Origin of the sequence: Salinicoccus roseus, assembly GCF_003814515.1 — a bacterium.
Lineage (GTDB): Bacteria > Bacillota > Bacilli > Staphylococcales > Salinicoccaceae > Salinicoccus > Salinicoccus roseus.
Window position 1 is genome coordinate 43700 of sequence record NZ_RKQJ01000004.1, and the last position, 16262, is coordinate 59961.

Here is a 16262-nt window from a genome sequence, read left to right on the forward strand (position 1 = left end):
TCAAAGAAAGTCCCTATTCCGTCTTCTCTTTCAGATTCTCATACCACTCATTCGTTGTAGAGTCATCCCGGTCATTGATGTAGGTGTGGATATTCCCGGTTACAATGACAAGCATGTCACTGGTACGATCTTCGATGTTCATGTCATATAACGCTTCTTCACCCTCCATGAAACCGTGAAGCTGCAGGTGGGTGCCGAAAAGATTATGGTTGAATGGAATCTCTGGTGCTTCCGATGTCATTTCGACACGATCGATCTCATCAAAAGAAATTGGTGTTTCATCGTTTATTGCGATACCGTCTGCTTCGAACCCGATATCCACATCATTTACGCTCTGGTTCCAAAAAGCGACCAGACCACCAATGATGAGCACCAGCCAGAACCCGGCCATGAACAGGTGGCTCTTCGAATATGTAACTGTATAAAGCTTCAAATCAACAATGACATTCAAAATCATCAGCATGGCGACCACCGATGCAATCGCCCATATCGACAGTATCGGATCGAAGAACAGATGAATGGATAATGCGATGAGGGATAACACGAGCATAATATTGAGAAAAATGCGTTCTATCCTACCGATCCCGAGATCCTGAACTTTAAGATAATCATCATCTGTAAAGCGCCGATCGTCGAAGCTGAAGTAGTTTCTTTTTTCCGAAAAGAAATGCGTGTAGAAGTTCTGGATCAGGATACCGGCCAATAGAATATAAGTTATAGTGAATATCATCGTCATACCTCCTTAGGGAATTATGCCATACCGGGGGAAAAATGACAAAAAGAGCATGGCTTAGCCATGCTCTTTTAAACTTTCTCCTCTATTTCATCAGGTCGACGCCACTTGCCCAGCGGCTGCTCATGAAATTCTCCGAGGCTCCTGTATTTGCGTTGATGTAATGTGTTTCCCTGCCGGATCGTCCCTCCATCTCAACTTTCCATAGAGGCAGATGGACGAGTCTCGGCTTGGATTGTTCATGGTCGGGCTTCTTGAGTACATAGGAACGGTCTATCTGATTGCTCTGCACATCCTTGATATATCGTCCAACCGACTGCACGCCGATGATAGGAGTGATGACCTTATCCTTCTCTACTTTAATTTCTGATATGGATGGGACGGTGGAGAGCAGCCCCCGGTATCCGGATACGGCATCGACGAATATCATATTCGGTATGCGCTTCGGTTTGAAGGGACGCCGCGTGGCAACGACTGTATTCCGTACAATCCACATGGGGTGATAGATCAACTCCGCAGTATGGATGCCGGCTTTGATGGCATCTTCACCCATTCCAGAGATCAACTTCCCCTTCATGCCAAAGGATTTCCTGATGAAGTCGGGGAGTTCGTGTGCTTCCACGGTCTGTTCCCCGAGCTGTTCAATATATTTCTCCTGCTTACCGATCAGAGTCATATCCATACCCCTCTGGCTGGATGACAGCTTCTGCTTTTGCTTCCGCTTCAATATGCGTATGATAACGGTCGACCTGGTTCTGTATCTCCCTGGACGGTGGTGCAGTCATCAGGCTGACACCGACGGTGAGCAGCAGGGATATGGGTGCAGCGATGATCGGTTCGGCGTTCGTCGGCAGAATCTGCAGTGACACGAGTATGAGGAATACGACTGCGCCGCCAAGCATACCGGCAAATGCACCCTGTTTGTTGGCACGCTTCCACCAGATGCCGAGCACAAATGGAATACCGAACGAGGATAACAGGAATCCGCCCACCCAGCCGACCATGATTGCGATGAGTTGGGGCGGGTTGATGGCGATGAGTATGCCTGCCACACTGGCCACCAGCATGACGATCAGGCTGAGCAGGGTGATTAGGCGCTCACTGGCATCTTTGTTGATGTTCTTCTTATATATATCATATGCAACACCTGCAGATACGGCGAGCAGCATCGCATCAGCGGAAGACATGATCGAGGCAAGGAGCCCCGCCAGCATGATGCCGCCTACAATCGGTGGCAGATAGTGTTCAATGACCGATACGAATATCATATCTGCATTGTCCAGCTGGTCTGCAATGCCGAGGCTGGCACCGGCCATTGCCACGACCATGCCACTCAAGAAGAGCAGCAGGTAGATGAGCGTCCCCCACATGGATGAACGGCGTGCCGTCTTCGCATCCCTTGATGCAAAGTTACGCATGACGACAGATGGAGATATGATGCCGAACCATAGGAATGCGATGAACAAGCCGAAATATGCCATCCAAGGCTGCGTGACATCACCGAAATTCGGATCGACTGCAAGCGCGTCGCTCAGCAGTGTGAATATCCCGCTGTGATCGAACAGTATGAACATGGCGAGTACCATAACACCAAGGAGCATGATCGCTCCCTGGAACAGATCGGTGTATGTGATTGCCCACATGCCCCCGAGTGCCGCATAGATCGTGAACCCGAGGCCAAGGATGATGACGGCCCATATATAATCAATACCAAGAACGTAAGACCCGATCAGTCCTGAAGCCGTCAGCTGCGGCACCATATAGAATGTCATCGCCAGCACGACGATGATGGCGGAAAGGATCTGAACAGAGCGTCCGAACCTCTGGTCGAAGAAGTCCGGCATCGTCTTGACGCCCGCTCTTCTCACCTGACCTGAAATGAGGAACATCGCAAAGGGCAGGATGCCGATCGCCCCGAATGCATATGCAAAGAAATACGGCAGACCGAGCGTCACGCCGGAGCCGACTGCCCCCATCAGTGAACTTGAGCTGGCAACGGCAGCTGCGATGGCAAACGCACCGACAAATGTATTGATGTTGGAGCCGGCGGTATAATAGTCTGATGAGGATGAACGCGCCCTTTTATAGAAGTAGAGTCCTATCCCAATCATGAATAGAAGATACAGCAGTACGATGATCGCTTCAGTTATTCTCATGCATCTCTCTCCTCTCCGTCTCTTCCTTCACCGATTTCTCCACATGTTCAATCCAGAAAACATAGACGACTGCGAGTGTGAACCACAGTATGATTCCGACCAGCATGAGCCAGGCAGTAAGCGCCACTCCTGCCACATATGTTTCGTGCGGCCACCAGATCCATACGACTGCCGAATACAGAAGTACGACAATCGCAAGGATGAATCCCGGATCCTTGAATTTTGAGCGTTGTACCATTTCCATCCCCTCCAAATTGATATTTTTCCCCTTGTTGATTACTGTAGTTTTCCGCACCCTCCATTTTCTGAATTTTCGAATACTTGTGCTTCATTAAAATTATCACATGCTTTTTCCGGGCGCAAGACATATAAAAATAGGCACTTCCTTTAAGGAGGTACCTATTTGATGATCATCACCGGTATTTTGGAATGTTTCGCCACCTTATGGCTGACGCTGCCGAGCACCATCTCCTGAAACATGTTCAGACCCCTGCTGCCAATGACCAGCACCTCATAGTTTCCGGAATTCGCTTCTTCAATGATCTTAAGGGAAGGGAGCCCCCGTCTTGTCAGGTATTTATGATTTATGTCCGCTTCATCAAAGTGGCCGATGATGGAAGAAAGTATATCCTTCTTCTGCTTGTCCCAGTTCCTCTCTGTACTTGAGCGTACAACATCCTTTTGTGTATCATCCGGATCCAGTACATGCAGGACAGTGATATTCGTGTCCCCTCCCACCAGCCTTGCGGTTTCGTATGCGGCCCTCCTGCTGTTTTCCGAGCCGTCTATTGCCAGAAGTATGTTTTTATAATGCATCCGTTCATCCTCTCATCAATTCATTTCAATCCGTTCCATTCCGATATGTCGTTTCCGGATCTTCTTCATCTCCGCCCCCGCTGCTTCTGCGTGCCTCCCTCTTCACAAAAAAGGCGTGCATCAGCTTAAGGATCGGGCGGCCAAGAAGCTGCAGACTGCCGAGCAGAAACAGCAATGTCCCGATTGTCTGGGTCGAACTCCAGAAGAACATGATGCTGCCGATTGTAAACCAAAGACCAAGGGACAGGTCGTTTATGATTGCAAGCAATTTGTAGCGCTTCCTGAAGAAGATTTCAAATCGGCCGACGTCCAGTTCGTATACGTTCTTTTCATTTTTGAGCCTCGGCATTCAAGTCATCTCCTGTCGATGCTTATAAATCCACTTGGTTTTAACAATACCCGCTCGGTAATGAACCTAACCGAAGGCCACATGTGCCTTGTGCCAAAACCAAAAAAGGTGGACACGAAATGCCAAGCCATGTCCACCACTACATACTTCTGCCTATCCTTCGATTGTAAATGCAATTTTACCCATCATATCCGCACTCTCCAAATATTTGAAGGCTTCTTCATATCCGGACAATGGATGTGCCTGATCGATGATTGGTCTGATCTGATGTTTCTCTGAGAATTCGAGCATCTGATGCAGCTCTTCCGTGCTTGCCATCGTGGAGCCTAGGAGGTTGAACTGGCCATAGAAGAATTTCCTCAAGTTAAATTCCACCGTGTCTCCTGTAGAAGCACCGAAAGCAACGAGAGTTCCGCCACGTTTGAGCTGGTCAAGCGCCTTGTTGAATGTGGAGGCACCGACGCTTTCGATGACCACATCGACCTTTTTGCCGTCCATTTCCTCATCCCAGTCGGCTTCACTGTCGATGGCGAAATCCGCACCGAGTTCCAAGGCCTTTCTGCGCTTTTCCTCGGAGCGTGAAGTGATGTAGACCGTCGCTCCCTTGGCTTTTGCAAATTGGATGAGGTATATCCCGGCCCCGCCGGTACCTCCTGGAATCAGAACGCTCATCCCCGCTTCCAGACCACCGCGGGTGAAGAGGGCACGATAGGCCGTCATGGCGGATAAGGCGAATGCCCCCGCTTCCTCCCATGATAGGTATTCAGGCTTCGGCACAGCATTCTCCTCCGGGACGACGATATATTCTGCAAAGGTGCCGTGTCCCGGGAGGCCTACAATGTCAAACCCTTCAGGCGGCACATCGCTGTTCTTCTGCCATCCCAGGGCCGGATTGACGATGACTGCATCGCCCGCTTCAACCTTCTCTACGCCTGCGCCAACCGCGTCGATGACGCCTGCACCATCTGATCCCAGGATGAGGGCAGGGTCTTCCGGCTTATGCCTTTCGGGCACAAACAGATCCCTATGGTTCAGTCCTGCCGAGCGGAGTCTGACCCTGACCTCTCCTTTCCCCGGCTCAGGCAACTCCATCTCTCCGTAGTTCAAACCTTCAAGACCTTTCTTCTTCTCATGAAACACTGCTTTCATCTATGCTCCTCCTCATTCTTTCTACTCCCATCAATCATAAGACGCTTACATCATCCTCGGCAAATGAAGTGCTTGTATTTTTGAAAAATTGCGAGTTTTTCATGCTGATGTATAATGGGGAGAAAAGGAGGGATCTCATGACATTAACCTTGGAAATGGTCAAAGAAGCACAGCCGAGGATCGGATCCCATATCATAAAAACACCATTGCTCAGAGCCCACGCACTTGATGCGCTTCTTGGATGCGAAGTCCATCTCAAGCTCGAAAACATGCAGGTGACCGGTGCCTTCAAATACCGGGGAGCGATCAATAAGATACTCAAACTCTCCAGCGAAGAAAAACAGAGGGGCATCGTCACCGCCTCATCGGGAAACCATGGCAAGGCAGTCGCCTACGGCGCCCGTGAGCTTGGAATCCGAGCAACCGTCGTCATTCCCGATACTGCACCGCCGTTCAAGGTGAAGGCCATTGCACAGCTCGGTGCGGAGATTGTATACTCCACTGTCACAGAGCGCTTCAACGTCAGCGAAAGGATGGCCGAAGAGAATGGATACACACTTTTTCATCCCTATGATGATGATGACATCATGGCGGGACAGGGGACCATGGGACTGGAGATCATGGACCAGCACCCTTCCCTCGACACCGTCATTGTACCCACAAGCGGCGGCGGAATGCTTGGCGGGATACTGACCGCCATGAAGGAAAGCGGCTCCGGCATCGGCATCCTCGGTGCAGAATCTGCAGCAATCCCCCGGTACAGTGAAAGCCTGGAACACGGGGAGCGGGTGAAAGTGGAGAGCCGCCGGACGATTGCCGATGCACTGGTTTCCGCACAGCCCGGCGGCCGCAATTTCCCGGTGGTACAGAAGTATGTGGATGGCATGCTCAAAGCTGAAGATGCATCGATCCTGAAAGCGATGAAGATGCTGCTGATGGAAGGCAGGATCCTTGCGGAACCTTCCTCAGCAGTAGGGCTGGCTGCAGTACTCGAGGACACCTATACCCCGAATAAGGACGAGAAGGTCTGCTTTGTCATCTCCGGAGGCAATGTCGGCTTCGATCAGTTGAGACAACTGGATGATGTCAGCTATGGCATATAATGAAAATGAAGCCGCCTGGCCCAGGCGGCTTCATTTTTCATCCAGTGCTTCTGCTATATACCGATACGAATTCCTTTTATCCTCCGGCGAGAAGGTGATGGTGATGATCATGAACTCATCCACCCCGGATACCTCCTGGATGCGTTTGAGCTCATCCACGACTTCGTCGGGATTGCCGATGATCATCTGGTCCCGCATGGCTTGAAGCTTCTCTTCATCCTCCTTTGTCAATTCGCAGGCTTTCGCCTCTTCGATCGACGGGATGCCCCGGGTTTCACCGTGGGATTGCTGAATCTGCCAGATGAGCCAGCTGTATGCGATATCGTGGGCAGCTTCCGTCGTTTCTCCACAGACGACGGAGACCCCCATGATCGTCTCCGGACTCTGGCCTTTACTGCGTGGTGTGAAGTTTTTACGGTAATGCGCAAGAATCTCCTTGCCGTCCTCCTCACTCATGAACTGCCCAAAACAGTAGGAGAGTCCCTTCTCCGCTGCGAATGCGGCACTTTTTCTGCTTGTGCCGAGCATCCAGAGCGCAGGTTTGACCGGCGGCTCCGGGTTGGCGGCGAGGTCCGCCTCCCCATCGATATAGTCAGCCAGTTCATCGACCAGTTCGGGCATTTTGAACACCTGCTGCAGAAACCCGTCGGATAGTGCTTCGGACGCTTCTGCCGGGCCGCCCGGTGCCCTGCCGATGCCGATATCCACCCGATCCTTGAAAAGCGATGCAAGCATATTGAAACTCTCTGCCACTTTATACGGTTTGTAGTAGGGCAGCAATACAGCTCCAGAGCCGATTCTGATCCGTTTCGTATGGGCACCGACATAGCCGAGCATCACTTCCGGGGCACTCGAGGCGAGACCCGGTAATGCATGGTGCTCAGCCGCCCAGAACCTGGTATAGCCGTACCTGTCGCCCACCTCGGCCAACTTTCCCGAGGCCTCAAGTGCTTCGGACGCCGTCTGACCATTGGATATCGGCGCCTGATCCAAAATACTCAGTTTCATATCTCCTGCTCCTTATACTTCCTGTAGTGTGACCCTGAACTCGCCAGTCTGACCTTCTTCATAGAGGTTGTCGAGGGAAGTTGAATAATTGATGATCGTTCCCTTGAAATCCAGGCCTTCCTCCGGAATCCTGATATCGAATGTGCCTTTATATAGAAGGACCGTAACATCGTGGTATTCTTCGCTCGTCACATCAAAGATGAAGGATACTACCTGATGTCCTTCTTCAGTCTTTCTATCATAATGCTTCACTTCAATTTCCGTATCATTCAGAACTATATTACGAACCATATTCTCATCCTTTTCCCCAAGAATAACACAGCCGCCCTCCCCATATGGATGGAGGTGCTCAAAATGAATGCCCCACCACATCCAAAAATTGGAATGGCGGGGCGGAAGCTATTCGCTCTTCTTTCTTTTTTCCAACAGTCGTGTTCGTCCTTGATTCTTTGCTTTACCGGCTGTCCTGCTGCAGTCGTCCAAGAACGACTTCACCCAGGGTTTTTGCTGACATCAGAAGTGCACCTTCATTGGCTTCAAATTTAGGATGATGGTTCATATACGGCTCGTCCACGCCTTCAGGCTTGGCGCCGATATAGTAGAAGGCGCCCGCTGTCTTTTCAAGATAATAGGCAAAATCCTCAGACCCTGACAACGGCTTGCCGAATTCTACGCCTTTCAGATATCCACCAATGTTCGGCTTCAGAATGTCTTCCACGGCATGGGCAAGCTCAGGTGTATTGTAGAGCACAGGGTAGTCGTATTTGTAGTCGAGGTCGACCGTTACTCCAAATGCACTTTCCAGGGATTCGGCAATACCCTTGATTGCTTCATATGCCGGCACTTTGTTCTTTTCGCTCATGTATCTCACGGTACCTCTCAATGTCACCGAATCCTGGATGACATTGTAGCCGCCCGGTGCATCGAATGAAGCTACGGTGACAACCACCAGGTCTGCTGGATCCATTCTTCTTGAGACGACCGTCTGTACTTGTGTGACGAAATGGGCGCCGGCCACCAATGCATCCTTCGCTGTGCTCGGCATCGCGGCATGGCCGCCTTTCCCCTGGATTTTGAGGTCGAAGTTGGACCGTCCAGCCATCGATTCACCCTCTGCCAGGATGACTTCCCCCACTTCAAAGTTCGGGAAGATATGTATGCCGTAGACTTCATCCAGATCATCCAATATCCCGGACTCGACGATGCCCTTGGCTCCGCCTGGAGGCACTTCCTCAGCATGCTGGTGGATCACCTTTATTGTTCCACTCCATTCATCTCTGAGCTCATAGAGGGATTCCGCAAGAATCAGCATATAGGCCGTATGCATATCATGTCCACATGCGTGCATGACACCTTTCTTTTTGGACTTGAATGGCACATCCGCTTCCTCCTCGATCGGCAATGCATCGAAGTCGGCACGGATCCCGATCACCTTTCCGGCTGAAGCACCTTCAATTTCCACAATGACCCCATGGCCCCCTCCGGCGCCCGTCGTCACCGTGACATCCTTGCCGTCATAGAAGTCTGCGATGTACTTCGCCGTATTCTCCTCCTCGAAAGACAACTCCGGATTTTCATGAAGATGGCGCCTGATTGCAATCATTCTCTCTTCTTTCTCTTCAAGCTTCTGCAACAACTTTTCTTTAACAGACATGAAATCCCTCCACCTTTTAAAATCAAAAAATTTATTCTATTCAGTTATTGTATCACTATCGATTTCATCATGAATACCAGACAGGGTTAATTTTACACATAAGAGAATGTTTATCACATTTTTTAGTATATCTTCACAAAATGAAAGCTCGGCCATTATTCATGATGACGTTCGAAATGTTCAAATCCTTTATTACCCCCAATTTCGGGTAAGTGAATTATAACTTTGTTTGACAGGAGAGGATACAATGGCAAGAAAACAGGAAATCAGCCATGCCAAGCCAGCTATGAACATCTGGTCCGGAGTTCTTTTCGGTATCGGGCTGATGGCGCTGATTGACGAAATCATCTTCCACCAGCTGCTGCAATGGCATCATTTCTACGACCTTTTCACACCATTCATCGGCATATTGTCCGATGGTCTGTTGAATGCTTTTGCACTGTTTGCGCTGGTTGCCGGCCTGTTCATGTTTGCAGATATACAGCGGCGGCATATTGCCCATATGCGGACATGGACTGCATCATTATTCCTCGGGCTTGGAGGATTCCAGGTATTTGATGGAATCGTGAACCATAAGCTGCTGCAGATCCACCAGGTGCGATATGGGGTCGAAATATTGCCCTACGACTTGGCTTGGAACATTTCCGGCCTCATGCTGCTGATCATCGGCACTGTTCTGTTCACTCAGGCCAGGAAGCATATGAAACCAAGTGAGGCCCGATGATATGGAACACGCAAACTTCCTCCCCATCGAAATAGCTGCCGCCTTAATTGCGCTTGCTGCCCTGATCCTGTACCCGGCTGGTATGTATATATCGGGTAAGAAGCACAAAAAATGGCCCTTCCACCGTTTTATATTATGGTCGGCCGGGGTTGTCCTGGCTGCTTCCGCCCTCACCGGGCCGCTCGCCCAACTGTCGCATACGAATTTCACTGCACATATGATGGGGCATCTGCTGGTGGGCATGCTGGCTCCGCTTCTCCTCGTATTCGGCAGGCCGATGACATTGCTCATGCGCACTCTAAATGTCCGATCAGCGAAAAAATTGAGCCGTCTGCTCAACAGCCGCCATATCAGCTTCATCACCAATCCGCTGGTTGCAGCCACTCTGAACATCGGCGGCCTGTTCCTGATCTATATGACCGGCCTGTTCACGATGATGCACATGTCGGCATGGCTCTATGCCCTGATCCACCTGCATGTCTTCCTTGCAGGGTATCTATTCACAATCTCACTTATCTACATCGATATCACAACGCATAGATACAGCTACATGTACCGGGCCCTCGTGCTCATACTTGCACTCGGTTTCCATAAAGTGCTATCCAAGCTCATCTACGCAGCGCCTCCCGAAGGCATCCCAAAGGATGCAGGAGAAAGCGGCGCACTATTGATGTACTATGGCGGTGATGTCATCGATGTCGGATTGATCATCATACTGTGTTGGCAGTGGTATCGGGCACGGTCTCCAAAAATGCAGAAGACAGCAGGCCCCACCTAGCGGACCTGCTGTCTTTTTTCGTCTTCTTCATATTTCCCGGGAAATTATCCTGTTGTCTTCCTTTCCATCTATTCTGCATTAGGGTTGGAGACATATTTCGCATACTGTGAATCCAGCATGTTTGCAAGCAAGCGTGTTTCAAACCCGAAAGCCTTCATGACCAGCAGGTGGATTTTCGCCTGCGTAACAGTATAGAGGATCCATGGAAGCGTCGGTTCGTACTCGTGGATGGCAATCAATACTTCATCCGTATCCAGCACACGGCGGAACTCGAGGCGCGCCCGGCCGTCCTCCCTAGTCTGGGAGAACTTTCCTCCTTTAATGTAGTAGAGGATCCGGTCTTCATACGAACGCTCCTCCGATTTCTCCAGAATTAGGATCGGCGATTTGAACAGAGGCAGTGCAATTGATGTCTCCTTGTCCTTCACACGCGTACTTATGAATTTCCCTCCGATTCGGGACAGCCAGTTCACATAGTAGTCGGCTGTATCATTTATCGTCCATTGCTTTGGAATCCTTATACGCTGGACGGATTTCACATCGTTCTTCTCTATGTCGCTTTTCTGTATGATTTCAATGCCTTTTTTGGTGCTTGAATCTATTTCATCATCCAGCGCGATACGGACACTGTCCTTGAAGCTCGTTGGTGCATCTGATATGCCCTCTACGCAGTTCTCATCCCTCATCACCATGTTATGCGAAAGACTTTCAAGTAATGGGTAGACCATCTCTTTCGGCTTCTGCGCAATCAGGCTGACCCAGAGCTTGGAAAGTGTGATCGGGATGATCGGCACATCGATCATCGGCAGCTTTTTGCCCATGACTTCCGCCGTCTCTTCAAAAAGTTGTCTGTAGGACTTTTCCTCGGGCCCGCCGATATCGATGGATTCATTTCGGCTGGACTCCCTTTCGATTACCCGAGTCAAACCTGTAATGACATCCTTCAGTGCCACCGGGTGCGTCCTGTTGTATGCCCAGGATGGGAGCAGAAGCCCCGGCAGGCGCTTCACCAGGTTGTGGAGGATCGGGAAGGAAGACCCCTTCGGTCCCACAATCAGTCCGGCACGCAGTGTGGTCACGGGAATCCCGTAGGCACCAAGTATCCTTTCACATTCCAGTCGGCTTGCCAGGTGTTCTGAAAGTGTATCATCATCCGGAATGATGCCGCTCAGATAGACGATCCGCTTCACGCCCTTCTGCTTGGCAGCCCATGCGAAATTATCTGCGAGTATCGCATCCATATCTGCGAACTTCGCCTGCGAAAGCTTTGATGAGGGCTGCATGGAATGGACGAGGTATACTGCAATATCTATATCCTCCATCACATTCTCGATATCTATCTGTGAATAGAGATCCGCTTCCTTCCATGTGACATTCTCTTCGTCTTCCTTATTATCCGCATGTCTGGAGATCGCTATGATCTCATGATTTTCTTTGAGCTTCTCCAGAAGATTTCCGCCAATATATCCGGACGCACCGGTCAGTAATATTCTCATCAACATTCATCCCCTTTTCTTCTTTTCAATACGTACTTATACCCTGAAATGAAATATTTAGACCAGCCACTAGAAATCCGCATTAAAAATGGTACCCCACTCCCATCGGGTACCATTCCATCAATATGTCCATATTACTCCGCCCTGTTCAACGCTTCACTTAAACGGACTTGCCTCTCATTGATATATTTGTAATCAATATCATACAGTACACCCTCATCGAAACCATCATATACATAGCGGCTGAATGCTTCTATATCCCGCTTCACATCATCTGTACTATTCAGGGCGATATTCTCGAGAGCCTCAATGAGCGTCCTGAGGATCGTCACATCCTGCCTCCCGTAGAAACTGATCTGCGACAGCATCTTATAGAGTTTATCTTCCACACTGCTTCTTCTAACCACCAGTCGTCCCAGATGCTTTTCATCATTGTATATGACGTACGTACCGGTATATTTGAAATTCTTTATGAGCGCTTCGGAAAGGTAGTGGATGCACTGGACAGCGGTGTTGGGGTCATTGATCCCGGGGGACAGCGCACGTATCGCAACATCCACAATCTTCTGCAGGCCATAGTCGACATCCTGATATACGCTCCGTTCCTTGCCGAGCTCAATATTCCTGATCAGACTGTCCGGGATTTCAGTCCCTTCATCGTGATGGATGGTGATAAGGATGGTAGAGGTCGTCACAAACTCCCCCACCAGCTGCTCGACATGGATGACAGCCCCGTTCTCCTCGGCCCATTCAAACAGCCTGTCATGGTTCATGAACTGAATGAATCCGAAGTCTTCGGACTGGAGTGCAGTCGTCGCGTCATACGACTCCACCACCTCCGGCTTCAGCCCGCTTACTGCAACATGATCCTGATCGATCCTCTTTTCTTCCTTTTCTATCTCGTCCTTCACATCCTCGACGAGAGAATTGATGAGGTTGCTGACCTGTATGCTGGAAGCGACGAAATGGATGAAGTACGCAAAGAAGAAAAGGCAGAGTACGGCAAGCATGACCGCCACAATCGCCGAAATGACTTCCCCTTCGAATGTGGCCTGCTGCATGAAGGCCAGGGACAGGATCGAATACAGAAAACCGCCCATGAAGACACCAAGGACCCGCATCGTCCTCCTGTCATTCACAAAGTTGGTGAGCACCCGTGGGGAGAACTGGGATGAATATGTAGTCAGCACTACCATGATGGTGGAGAACGTAATCGTTGTCATCGTCAACAGTGCCCCCGAAATCGAACCGAGGATCTCTTTGGCCAGATCGACCGATGTCGCCAGGAAAAACGCCAGCTCGAAGTTGAGCAGCGGCAGTATCTTCATGTCTATGTAGACGACAATCAGAGCCAAAGCAAGCGCCATCAGACAATAGATCACAGGAATGACCCATATGCTGTTTCTTATTGTTTTCAGGAATTTCATCATCATACCCCATTTTCATAGCTGTTAAATCAATCATAACCGGGATGGGGTGAATACTCAATAGAAGGTCAGGGACGACCCACGGGAATGAGACGCGGCAAAAGACCCGGCTCCATATGGAACTGGGTCCTTGATGAAACATGAACTATTCAGTCACTTCGCGCTTTCTCGTCGGGAACTTGAACCTGCGGGATGTGCCATCTTCATTCTCACGATACAGGAAGTGGTCCACTCCGAGGCTTCCCGCCTTGTGGCCTCCAGCAAGTATGACCAAGCCGATGAGGATGTAGAGCGGGTTTACTGAGACTGTGCCTGCAAACAGGAATGCGAAGTTCATCATCAGTCCGAAGAATGCAGCATATGCGGTCAGTCCCCCGAGAAGCAATCCGAGTCCGACAAGCACTTCACCCCATGGAATCATGACGTTGACGATCGGTGCCATCGGCAGAAAGACATTTTCCACAAGGAATGTATACCACGGATAGACTGCACTGCCGTCCGGACCGACTACAGGATTCTGGACTGCATTCTGCAGATATCCTGAAGCATCGAAGCCATTCATCACTTTGCCCAAACCACTCGTAAACCAGCCAAACCCGAGGAATATCCTCAAAATAAGTAATACATATTTGCTCGCCTTATTTTCCCTAAACCGTCTGATCATTTGTATTTCTCCTCTCTGTTATCCGTTCTTTTCTATAGGTTCATTATATGTGAATATTATCACATATGCAATAGTTTTTGTTATTTTTTTCACATTAATTTGCGTCATTAAGGAAAATAAAAAAGCACAGCCGTAGGCTGCGCAGAATGATGATCAACTTATGATCTGGGAAGCGGTTTTATTCAGGAAGCGGAGGAGTTGGTCATTGACGAATTCAGGCTGTTCCTGATGGACCCAATGTGTCGCATCCTCGACCCAGATTACAGCATCGCTGTCGATGAGCTTAAGGCTCTCCTCTGCCAGCTTGCTGGAAAGGAACTGGTCACCTTTGCCCCATATGATCTTTACGGGCACTTCGATATCGTGCTTCCGCCCACTCTTCATGCTGGAGGGCATTGCACGATACCAGTTCAGCATGCTCGTCAGCGTCTTGGGCCTTGCCCAAGCAATCTTATATGCACCAAGCTCCTCTTCTGTGAATGTCCCTTTTCTACTCGTCATCTTAAGGGCCTGCTCCATATACCGGTAATCGTTGCTGCTCATGATCTTCTCCGGTACTTTCGGAATCTGGAAGAACAGCATGTATGAGCTCCTCAGCCACTGCAGGGGTGTCGTCAGCATGACTTTGGGAAATACCGGCAAGTGCGGCATGTTGATTGCCACAAAGCCCCGAACCAGTTCGGGATGCGTGCTCACCAGATGCCAGCCTACCGCACCGCCCCAATCGTGGCCGATGATGGCTGCATCCTTATGTCCAAAGTAGTGGATGAGCCCGATGATATCATTCCTGAGCGTATCGATGTGGTAAGCCCTGACCCCATCCGGCTTGTCACTTTTATTATATCCACGCTGGTCGGGGGCGACGACCCTATATCCCGCTTCGGCCAACTCACGGATCTGTCTTCTCCAGCTGAACCAGAACTCGGGGAAACCATGGAGCAATATCACCAGAGCTCCATCCTTGGGGCCGGAAACTGCAACATGGAGTCCCACTCCATTCGTCTCGATATGCTCGAAATCGATGTTCATCATGATACCCTCCATTTCCTAATATGAAGCCGTTTTGCCGTTCTTTTATTTATTCCCGGTCTAGGGCCTCACTAAGCACAATCTGGAAAGCCGGAGGCAATCATGCGATTCCAACAGATTATTTGGACAATGCGATCTTAATATGTTCCAGGTGATGCTCTTCATGCCATGCGAGTTTCGCCACTTTTGTTGCTACAGTGATCTTACCGTTCGTCTCATGGATGAAATATCGGTCCAACTGCGCCTCCGTCAGGTTGCGCGCCACTTCTGTGATGCGTGCGTTCATCCCTTCGAGCATTCTGATGGACGCCTCTACAGGAAGTTCAGTATCCGGCTGCACCGCCCATTCCTCCTGGAGAAAGCCGGGCACCGTCGGTGCATCGTCCGTAAGTGCCAGTTTCAGGCGCTGATACATATTCAATTGAGAATCCGCAATATGGTGAACAAGCTGCCTTACCGTCCAACTCCCTTCACGATAGGTTTTTGATAGATCTTCTTCATCCAGATCATCGACTGTTCCCCTCAGCTGGCCTGTATAGGACTCGATCTGATCCGCCCACTCTTGTACATTTTCAAGCGTTGGTGTTTCTGGTACATCCAGTTTACCTATTGGAAACTTAACATCCATTAAAATTCTCCTCCCATAACAATGTCTTCCATTTCAATATACTATACATCCAGCTTCGATTTCGATTGTACGCTCAAAGCGATGAATAAAAACTATCCTTTATCCACTGTACTCCCGATCTTCTGGCGGAACAGCTTGAGGAAAGCTTCCTTGTCCTCCTTTGAGAATGGCTTCGGTCCCTTCGTCCGCCCGCCGCCTTTACGTATCATGCTGCCCATATAACGCGTCTCAAGCAGATGATCGATATTCCTGGCGTCATATTCAAATCCTTTATGATGGAGTACTGTGCATCCCTTCGGCAGAAGCAGGGAAGCAAGCCCGTAGTCCTGGGTCACCACGATATCATCCGCTGCTGCGAGCTGCACCACTTTGAAGTCCGCAGCATCCGGACCCGCTTCCACATAGACAGCCCGGACATGATCAGGCAATTCCTGGGTGGAATAGTGCGACAGACTCGACACCAATACGACCGGCACCTGCCTGTCCCCTGTTTCTTTTATGATGATGTCCTTCACCGGACACGCATCCGCATCAACAATCACTTTCAT

19 protein-coding genes are annotated in these 16262 nt (G+C 49.9%); 3 read left to right on the forward strand and 16 right to left on the reverse strand.

What is annotated here, in order from left to right:
- Positions 1-13: 13 nt before the first annotated feature.
- From EDC33_RS11170 to EDC33_RS11200, 7 genes are all read right to left on the reverse strand, one after another.
- Positions 14-730, reverse strand: a complete 717-nt coding sequence (locus tag EDC33_RS11170; RefSeq protein WP_124011255.1) for a hypothetical protein — start codon at positions 728-730, stop codon at positions 14-16.
- An 88-nt stretch (positions 731-818) separates the two neighbouring features.
- The gene (locus EDC33_RS11175) at positions 819-1409 is read right to left on the reverse strand and encodes a hypothetical protein (protein WP_124011256.1); all 591 of its coding nucleotides are present in this window, start codon (positions 1407-1409) and stop codon (positions 819-821) included.
- Positions 1393-2889 carry a sodium:solute symporter family protein gene (locus EDC33_RS11180; RefSeq protein ID WP_094907255.1) on the reverse strand — a complete coding sequence of 499 codons (1497 nt, stop codon included), beginning with the start codon at positions 2887-2889 and terminating at the stop codon, positions 1393-1395. The genes EDC33_RS11175 and EDC33_RS11180 overlap by 17 nt, the downstream gene beginning before the upstream one ends.
- Positions 2876-3127, reverse strand: coding sequence for a hypothetical protein (locus EDC33_RS11185; protein ID WP_094907256.1), 252 nt, complete (start codon positions 3125-3127; stop codon positions 2876-2878). Before EDC33_RS11185 ends, EDC33_RS11180 begins: the two co-directional genes overlap by 14 nt.
- 161 nt (positions 3128-3288) lie before the next feature.
- On the reverse strand, positions 3289-3705 hold the full coding sequence (locus EDC33_RS11190) for a universal stress protein (RefSeq protein WP_124011257.1): 417 nt from the start codon (positions 3703-3705) through the stop codon (positions 3289-3291).
- Positions 3706-3730: 25 nt separating this feature from the next.
- Positions 3731-4054 carry a YrhK family protein gene (locus EDC33_RS11195; RefSeq protein WP_124011258.1) on the reverse strand — a complete coding sequence of 108 codons (324 nt, stop codon included), beginning with the start codon at positions 4052-4054 and terminating at the stop codon, positions 3731-3733.
- A gap of 153 nt (positions 4055-4207) precedes the next feature.
- Positions 4208-5203 carry a zinc-binding dehydrogenase gene (locus EDC33_RS11200; protein WP_124011259.1) on the reverse strand — a complete coding sequence of 332 codons (996 nt, stop codon included), beginning with the start codon at positions 5201-5203 and terminating at the stop codon, positions 4208-4210.
- 137 nt (positions 5204-5340) lie between these two features.
- Here EDC33_RS11200 and EDC33_RS11205 point away from each other — a divergent pair, with 137 nt between their 5' ends.
- Positions 5341-6306 carry a threonine ammonia-lyase gene (locus EDC33_RS11205; RefSeq protein ID WP_124011260.1) on the forward strand — a complete coding sequence of 322 codons (966 nt, stop codon included), beginning with the start codon at positions 5341-5343 and terminating at the stop codon, positions 6304-6306.
- Between the two features lie 30 nt (positions 6307-6336).
- Here the strand turns inward: EDC33_RS11205 and EDC33_RS11210 are convergent, their stop codons facing one another.
- The 3 genes from EDC33_RS11210 to EDC33_RS11220 all read right to left on the reverse strand — a co-directional run bounded on the left by EDC33_RS11210 (position 6337) and on the right by EDC33_RS11220 (position 8968).
- A complete protein-coding gene (locus EDC33_RS11210) occupies positions 6337-7314 on the reverse strand; it encodes an LLM class flavin-dependent oxidoreductase (protein WP_124011261.1) in 978 nt (325 codons plus the stop codon).
- 12 nt (positions 7315-7326) lie between these two features.
- Entirely contained in the window at positions 7327-7605 is a 279-nt protein-coding gene (locus tag EDC33_RS11215) for a DUF3219 family protein (RefSeq protein ID WP_124011262.1), read from the reverse strand.
- Positions 7606-7768: 163 nt separating this feature from the next.
- Positions 7769-8968 (reverse strand): amidohydrolase, encoded by a 1200-nt coding sequence (locus EDC33_RS11220; RefSeq protein ID WP_124011263.1) that lies wholly within the window; start codon positions 8966-8968, stop codon positions 7769-7771.
- A 247-nt stretch (positions 8969-9215) separates the two neighbouring features.
- On the opposite strand from EDC33_RS11220, the gene EDC33_RS11225 reads away from it, so the two are divergent.
- Together EDC33_RS11225 and EDC33_RS11230 are read left to right on the forward strand one after the other, a co-directional pair.
- The gene (locus EDC33_RS11225; protein WP_124011264.1) at positions 9216-9692 is read left to right on the forward strand and encodes a DUF2243 domain-containing protein; all 477 of its coding nucleotides are present in this window, start codon (positions 9216-9218) and stop codon (positions 9690-9692) included.
- Position 9693: 1 nt separating this feature from the next.
- Positions 9694-10470 (forward strand): cytochrome c oxidase assembly protein, encoded by a 777-nt coding sequence (locus EDC33_RS11230; protein WP_124011265.1) that lies wholly within the window; start codon positions 9694-9696, stop codon positions 10468-10470.
- Between the two features lie 68 nt (positions 10471-10538).
- Here EDC33_RS11230 and EDC33_RS11235 read toward each other — a convergent pair whose 3' ends face one another.
- From EDC33_RS11235 to EDC33_RS11260, 6 genes are all read right to left on the reverse strand, one after another.
- Positions 10539-11969 carry an NAD-dependent epimerase/dehydratase family protein gene (locus EDC33_RS11235; RefSeq protein WP_124011266.1) on the reverse strand — a complete coding sequence of 477 codons (1431 nt, stop codon included), beginning with the start codon at positions 11967-11969 and terminating at the stop codon, positions 10539-10541.
- Positions 11970-12100: 131 nt separating this feature from the next.
- Positions 12101-13393 carry a DUF2254 domain-containing protein gene (locus EDC33_RS11240; protein ID WP_170156418.1) on the reverse strand — a complete coding sequence of 431 codons (1293 nt, stop codon included), beginning with the start codon at positions 13391-13393 and terminating at the stop codon, positions 12101-12103.
- A 145-nt stretch (positions 13394-13538) separates the two neighbouring features.
- On the reverse strand, positions 13539-14057 hold the full coding sequence (locus EDC33_RS11245) for a DoxX family membrane protein (RefSeq protein ID WP_124011268.1): 519 nt from the start codon (positions 14055-14057) through the stop codon (positions 13539-13541).
- 153 nt (positions 14058-14210) lie between these two features.
- The gene (locus tag EDC33_RS11250; protein ID WP_124011269.1) at positions 14211-15089 is read right to left on the reverse strand and encodes an alpha/beta fold hydrolase; all 879 of its coding nucleotides are present in this window, start codon (positions 15087-15089) and stop codon (positions 14211-14213) included.
- Positions 15090-15204: 115 nt separating this feature from the next.
- Entirely contained in the window at positions 15205-15714 is a 510-nt protein-coding gene (locus tag EDC33_RS11255) for a YfiT family bacillithiol transferase (protein WP_124011270.1), read from the reverse strand.
- 92 nt (positions 15715-15806) lie between these two features.
- Positions 15807-16262, reverse strand: a complete 456-nt coding sequence (locus EDC33_RS11260; protein WP_124011271.1) for a YaiI/YqxD family protein — start codon at positions 16260-16262, stop codon at positions 15807-15809.

What these genes read in the sequence shown, in the direction of transcription:
- EDC33_RS11215 (WP_124011262.1), bottom strand. Translation starts at nt 7,605, where the DNA reads ATGGTTCGTAATATAGTTCTGAATGATACGGAAATTGAAGTGAAGCAT.
- EDC33_RS11250 (WP_124011269.1), bottom strand. Translation starts at nt 15,089, where the DNA reads ATGATGAACATCGATTTCGAGCATATCGAGACGAATGGAGTGGGACTC.
- EDC33_RS11220 (WP_124011263.1), bottom strand. Translation starts at nt 8,968, where the DNA reads ATGTCTGTTAAAGAAAAGTTGTTGCAGAAGCTTGAAGAGAAAGAAGAG.
- EDC33_RS11240 (WP_170156418.1), bottom strand. Translation starts at nt 13,393, where the DNA reads ATGAAATTCCTGAAAACAATAAGAAACAGCATATGGGTCATTCCTGTG.
- EDC33_RS11195 (WP_124011258.1), bottom strand. Translation starts at nt 4,054, where the DNA reads ATGCCGAGGCTCAAAAATGAAAAGAACGTATACGAACTGGACGTCGGC.
- EDC33_RS11175 (WP_124011256.1), bottom strand. Translation starts at nt 1,409, where the DNA reads ATGACTCTGATCGGTAAGCAGGAGAAATATATTGAACAGCTCGGGGAA.
- EDC33_RS11185 (WP_094907256.1), bottom strand. Translation starts at nt 3,127, where the DNA reads ATGGTACAACGCTCAAAATTCAAGGATCCGGGATTCATCCTTGCGATT.
- EDC33_RS11210 (WP_124011261.1), bottom strand. Translation starts at nt 7,314, where the DNA reads ATGAAACTGAGTATTTTGGATCAGGCGCCGATATCCAATGGTCAGACG.
- EDC33_RS11180 (WP_094907255.1), bottom strand. Translation starts at nt 2,889, where the DNA reads ATGAGAATAACTGAAGCGATCATCGTACTGCTGTATCTTCTATTCATG.
- EDC33_RS11190 (WP_124011257.1), bottom strand. Translation starts at nt 3,705, where the DNA reads ATGCATTATAAAAACATACTTCTGGCAATAGACGGCTCGGAAAACAGC.
- EDC33_RS11200 (WP_124011259.1), bottom strand. Translation starts at nt 5,203, where the DNA reads ATGAAAGCAGTGTTTCATGAGAAGAAGAAAGGTCTTGAAGGTTTGAAC.
- EDC33_RS11230 (WP_124011265.1), top strand. Translation starts at nt 9,694, where the DNA reads ATGGAACACGCAAACTTCCTCCCCATCGAAATAGCTGCCGCCTTAATT.
- EDC33_RS11205 (WP_124011260.1), top strand. Translation starts at nt 5,341, where the DNA reads ATGACATTAACCTTGGAAATGGTCAAAGAAGCACAGCCGAGGATCGGA.
- EDC33_RS11255 (WP_124011270.1), bottom strand. Translation starts at nt 15,714, where the DNA reads ATGGATGTTAAGTTTCCAATAGGTAAACTGGATGTACCAGAAACACCA.
- EDC33_RS11225 (WP_124011264.1), top strand. Translation starts at nt 9,216, where the DNA reads ATGGCAAGAAAACAGGAAATCAGCCATGCCAAGCCAGCTATGAACATC.
- EDC33_RS11245 (WP_124011268.1), bottom strand. Translation starts at nt 14,057, where the DNA reads ATGATCAGACGGTTTAGGGAAAATAAGGCGAGCAAATATGTATTACTT.
- EDC33_RS11260 (WP_124011271.1), bottom strand. Translation starts at nt 16,262, where the DNA reads ATGAAAGTGATTGTTGATGCGGATGCGTGTCCGGTGAAGGACATCATC.
- EDC33_RS11170 (WP_124011255.1), bottom strand. Translation starts at nt 730, where the DNA reads ATGATATTCACTATAACTTATATTCTATTGGCCGGTATCCTGATCCAG.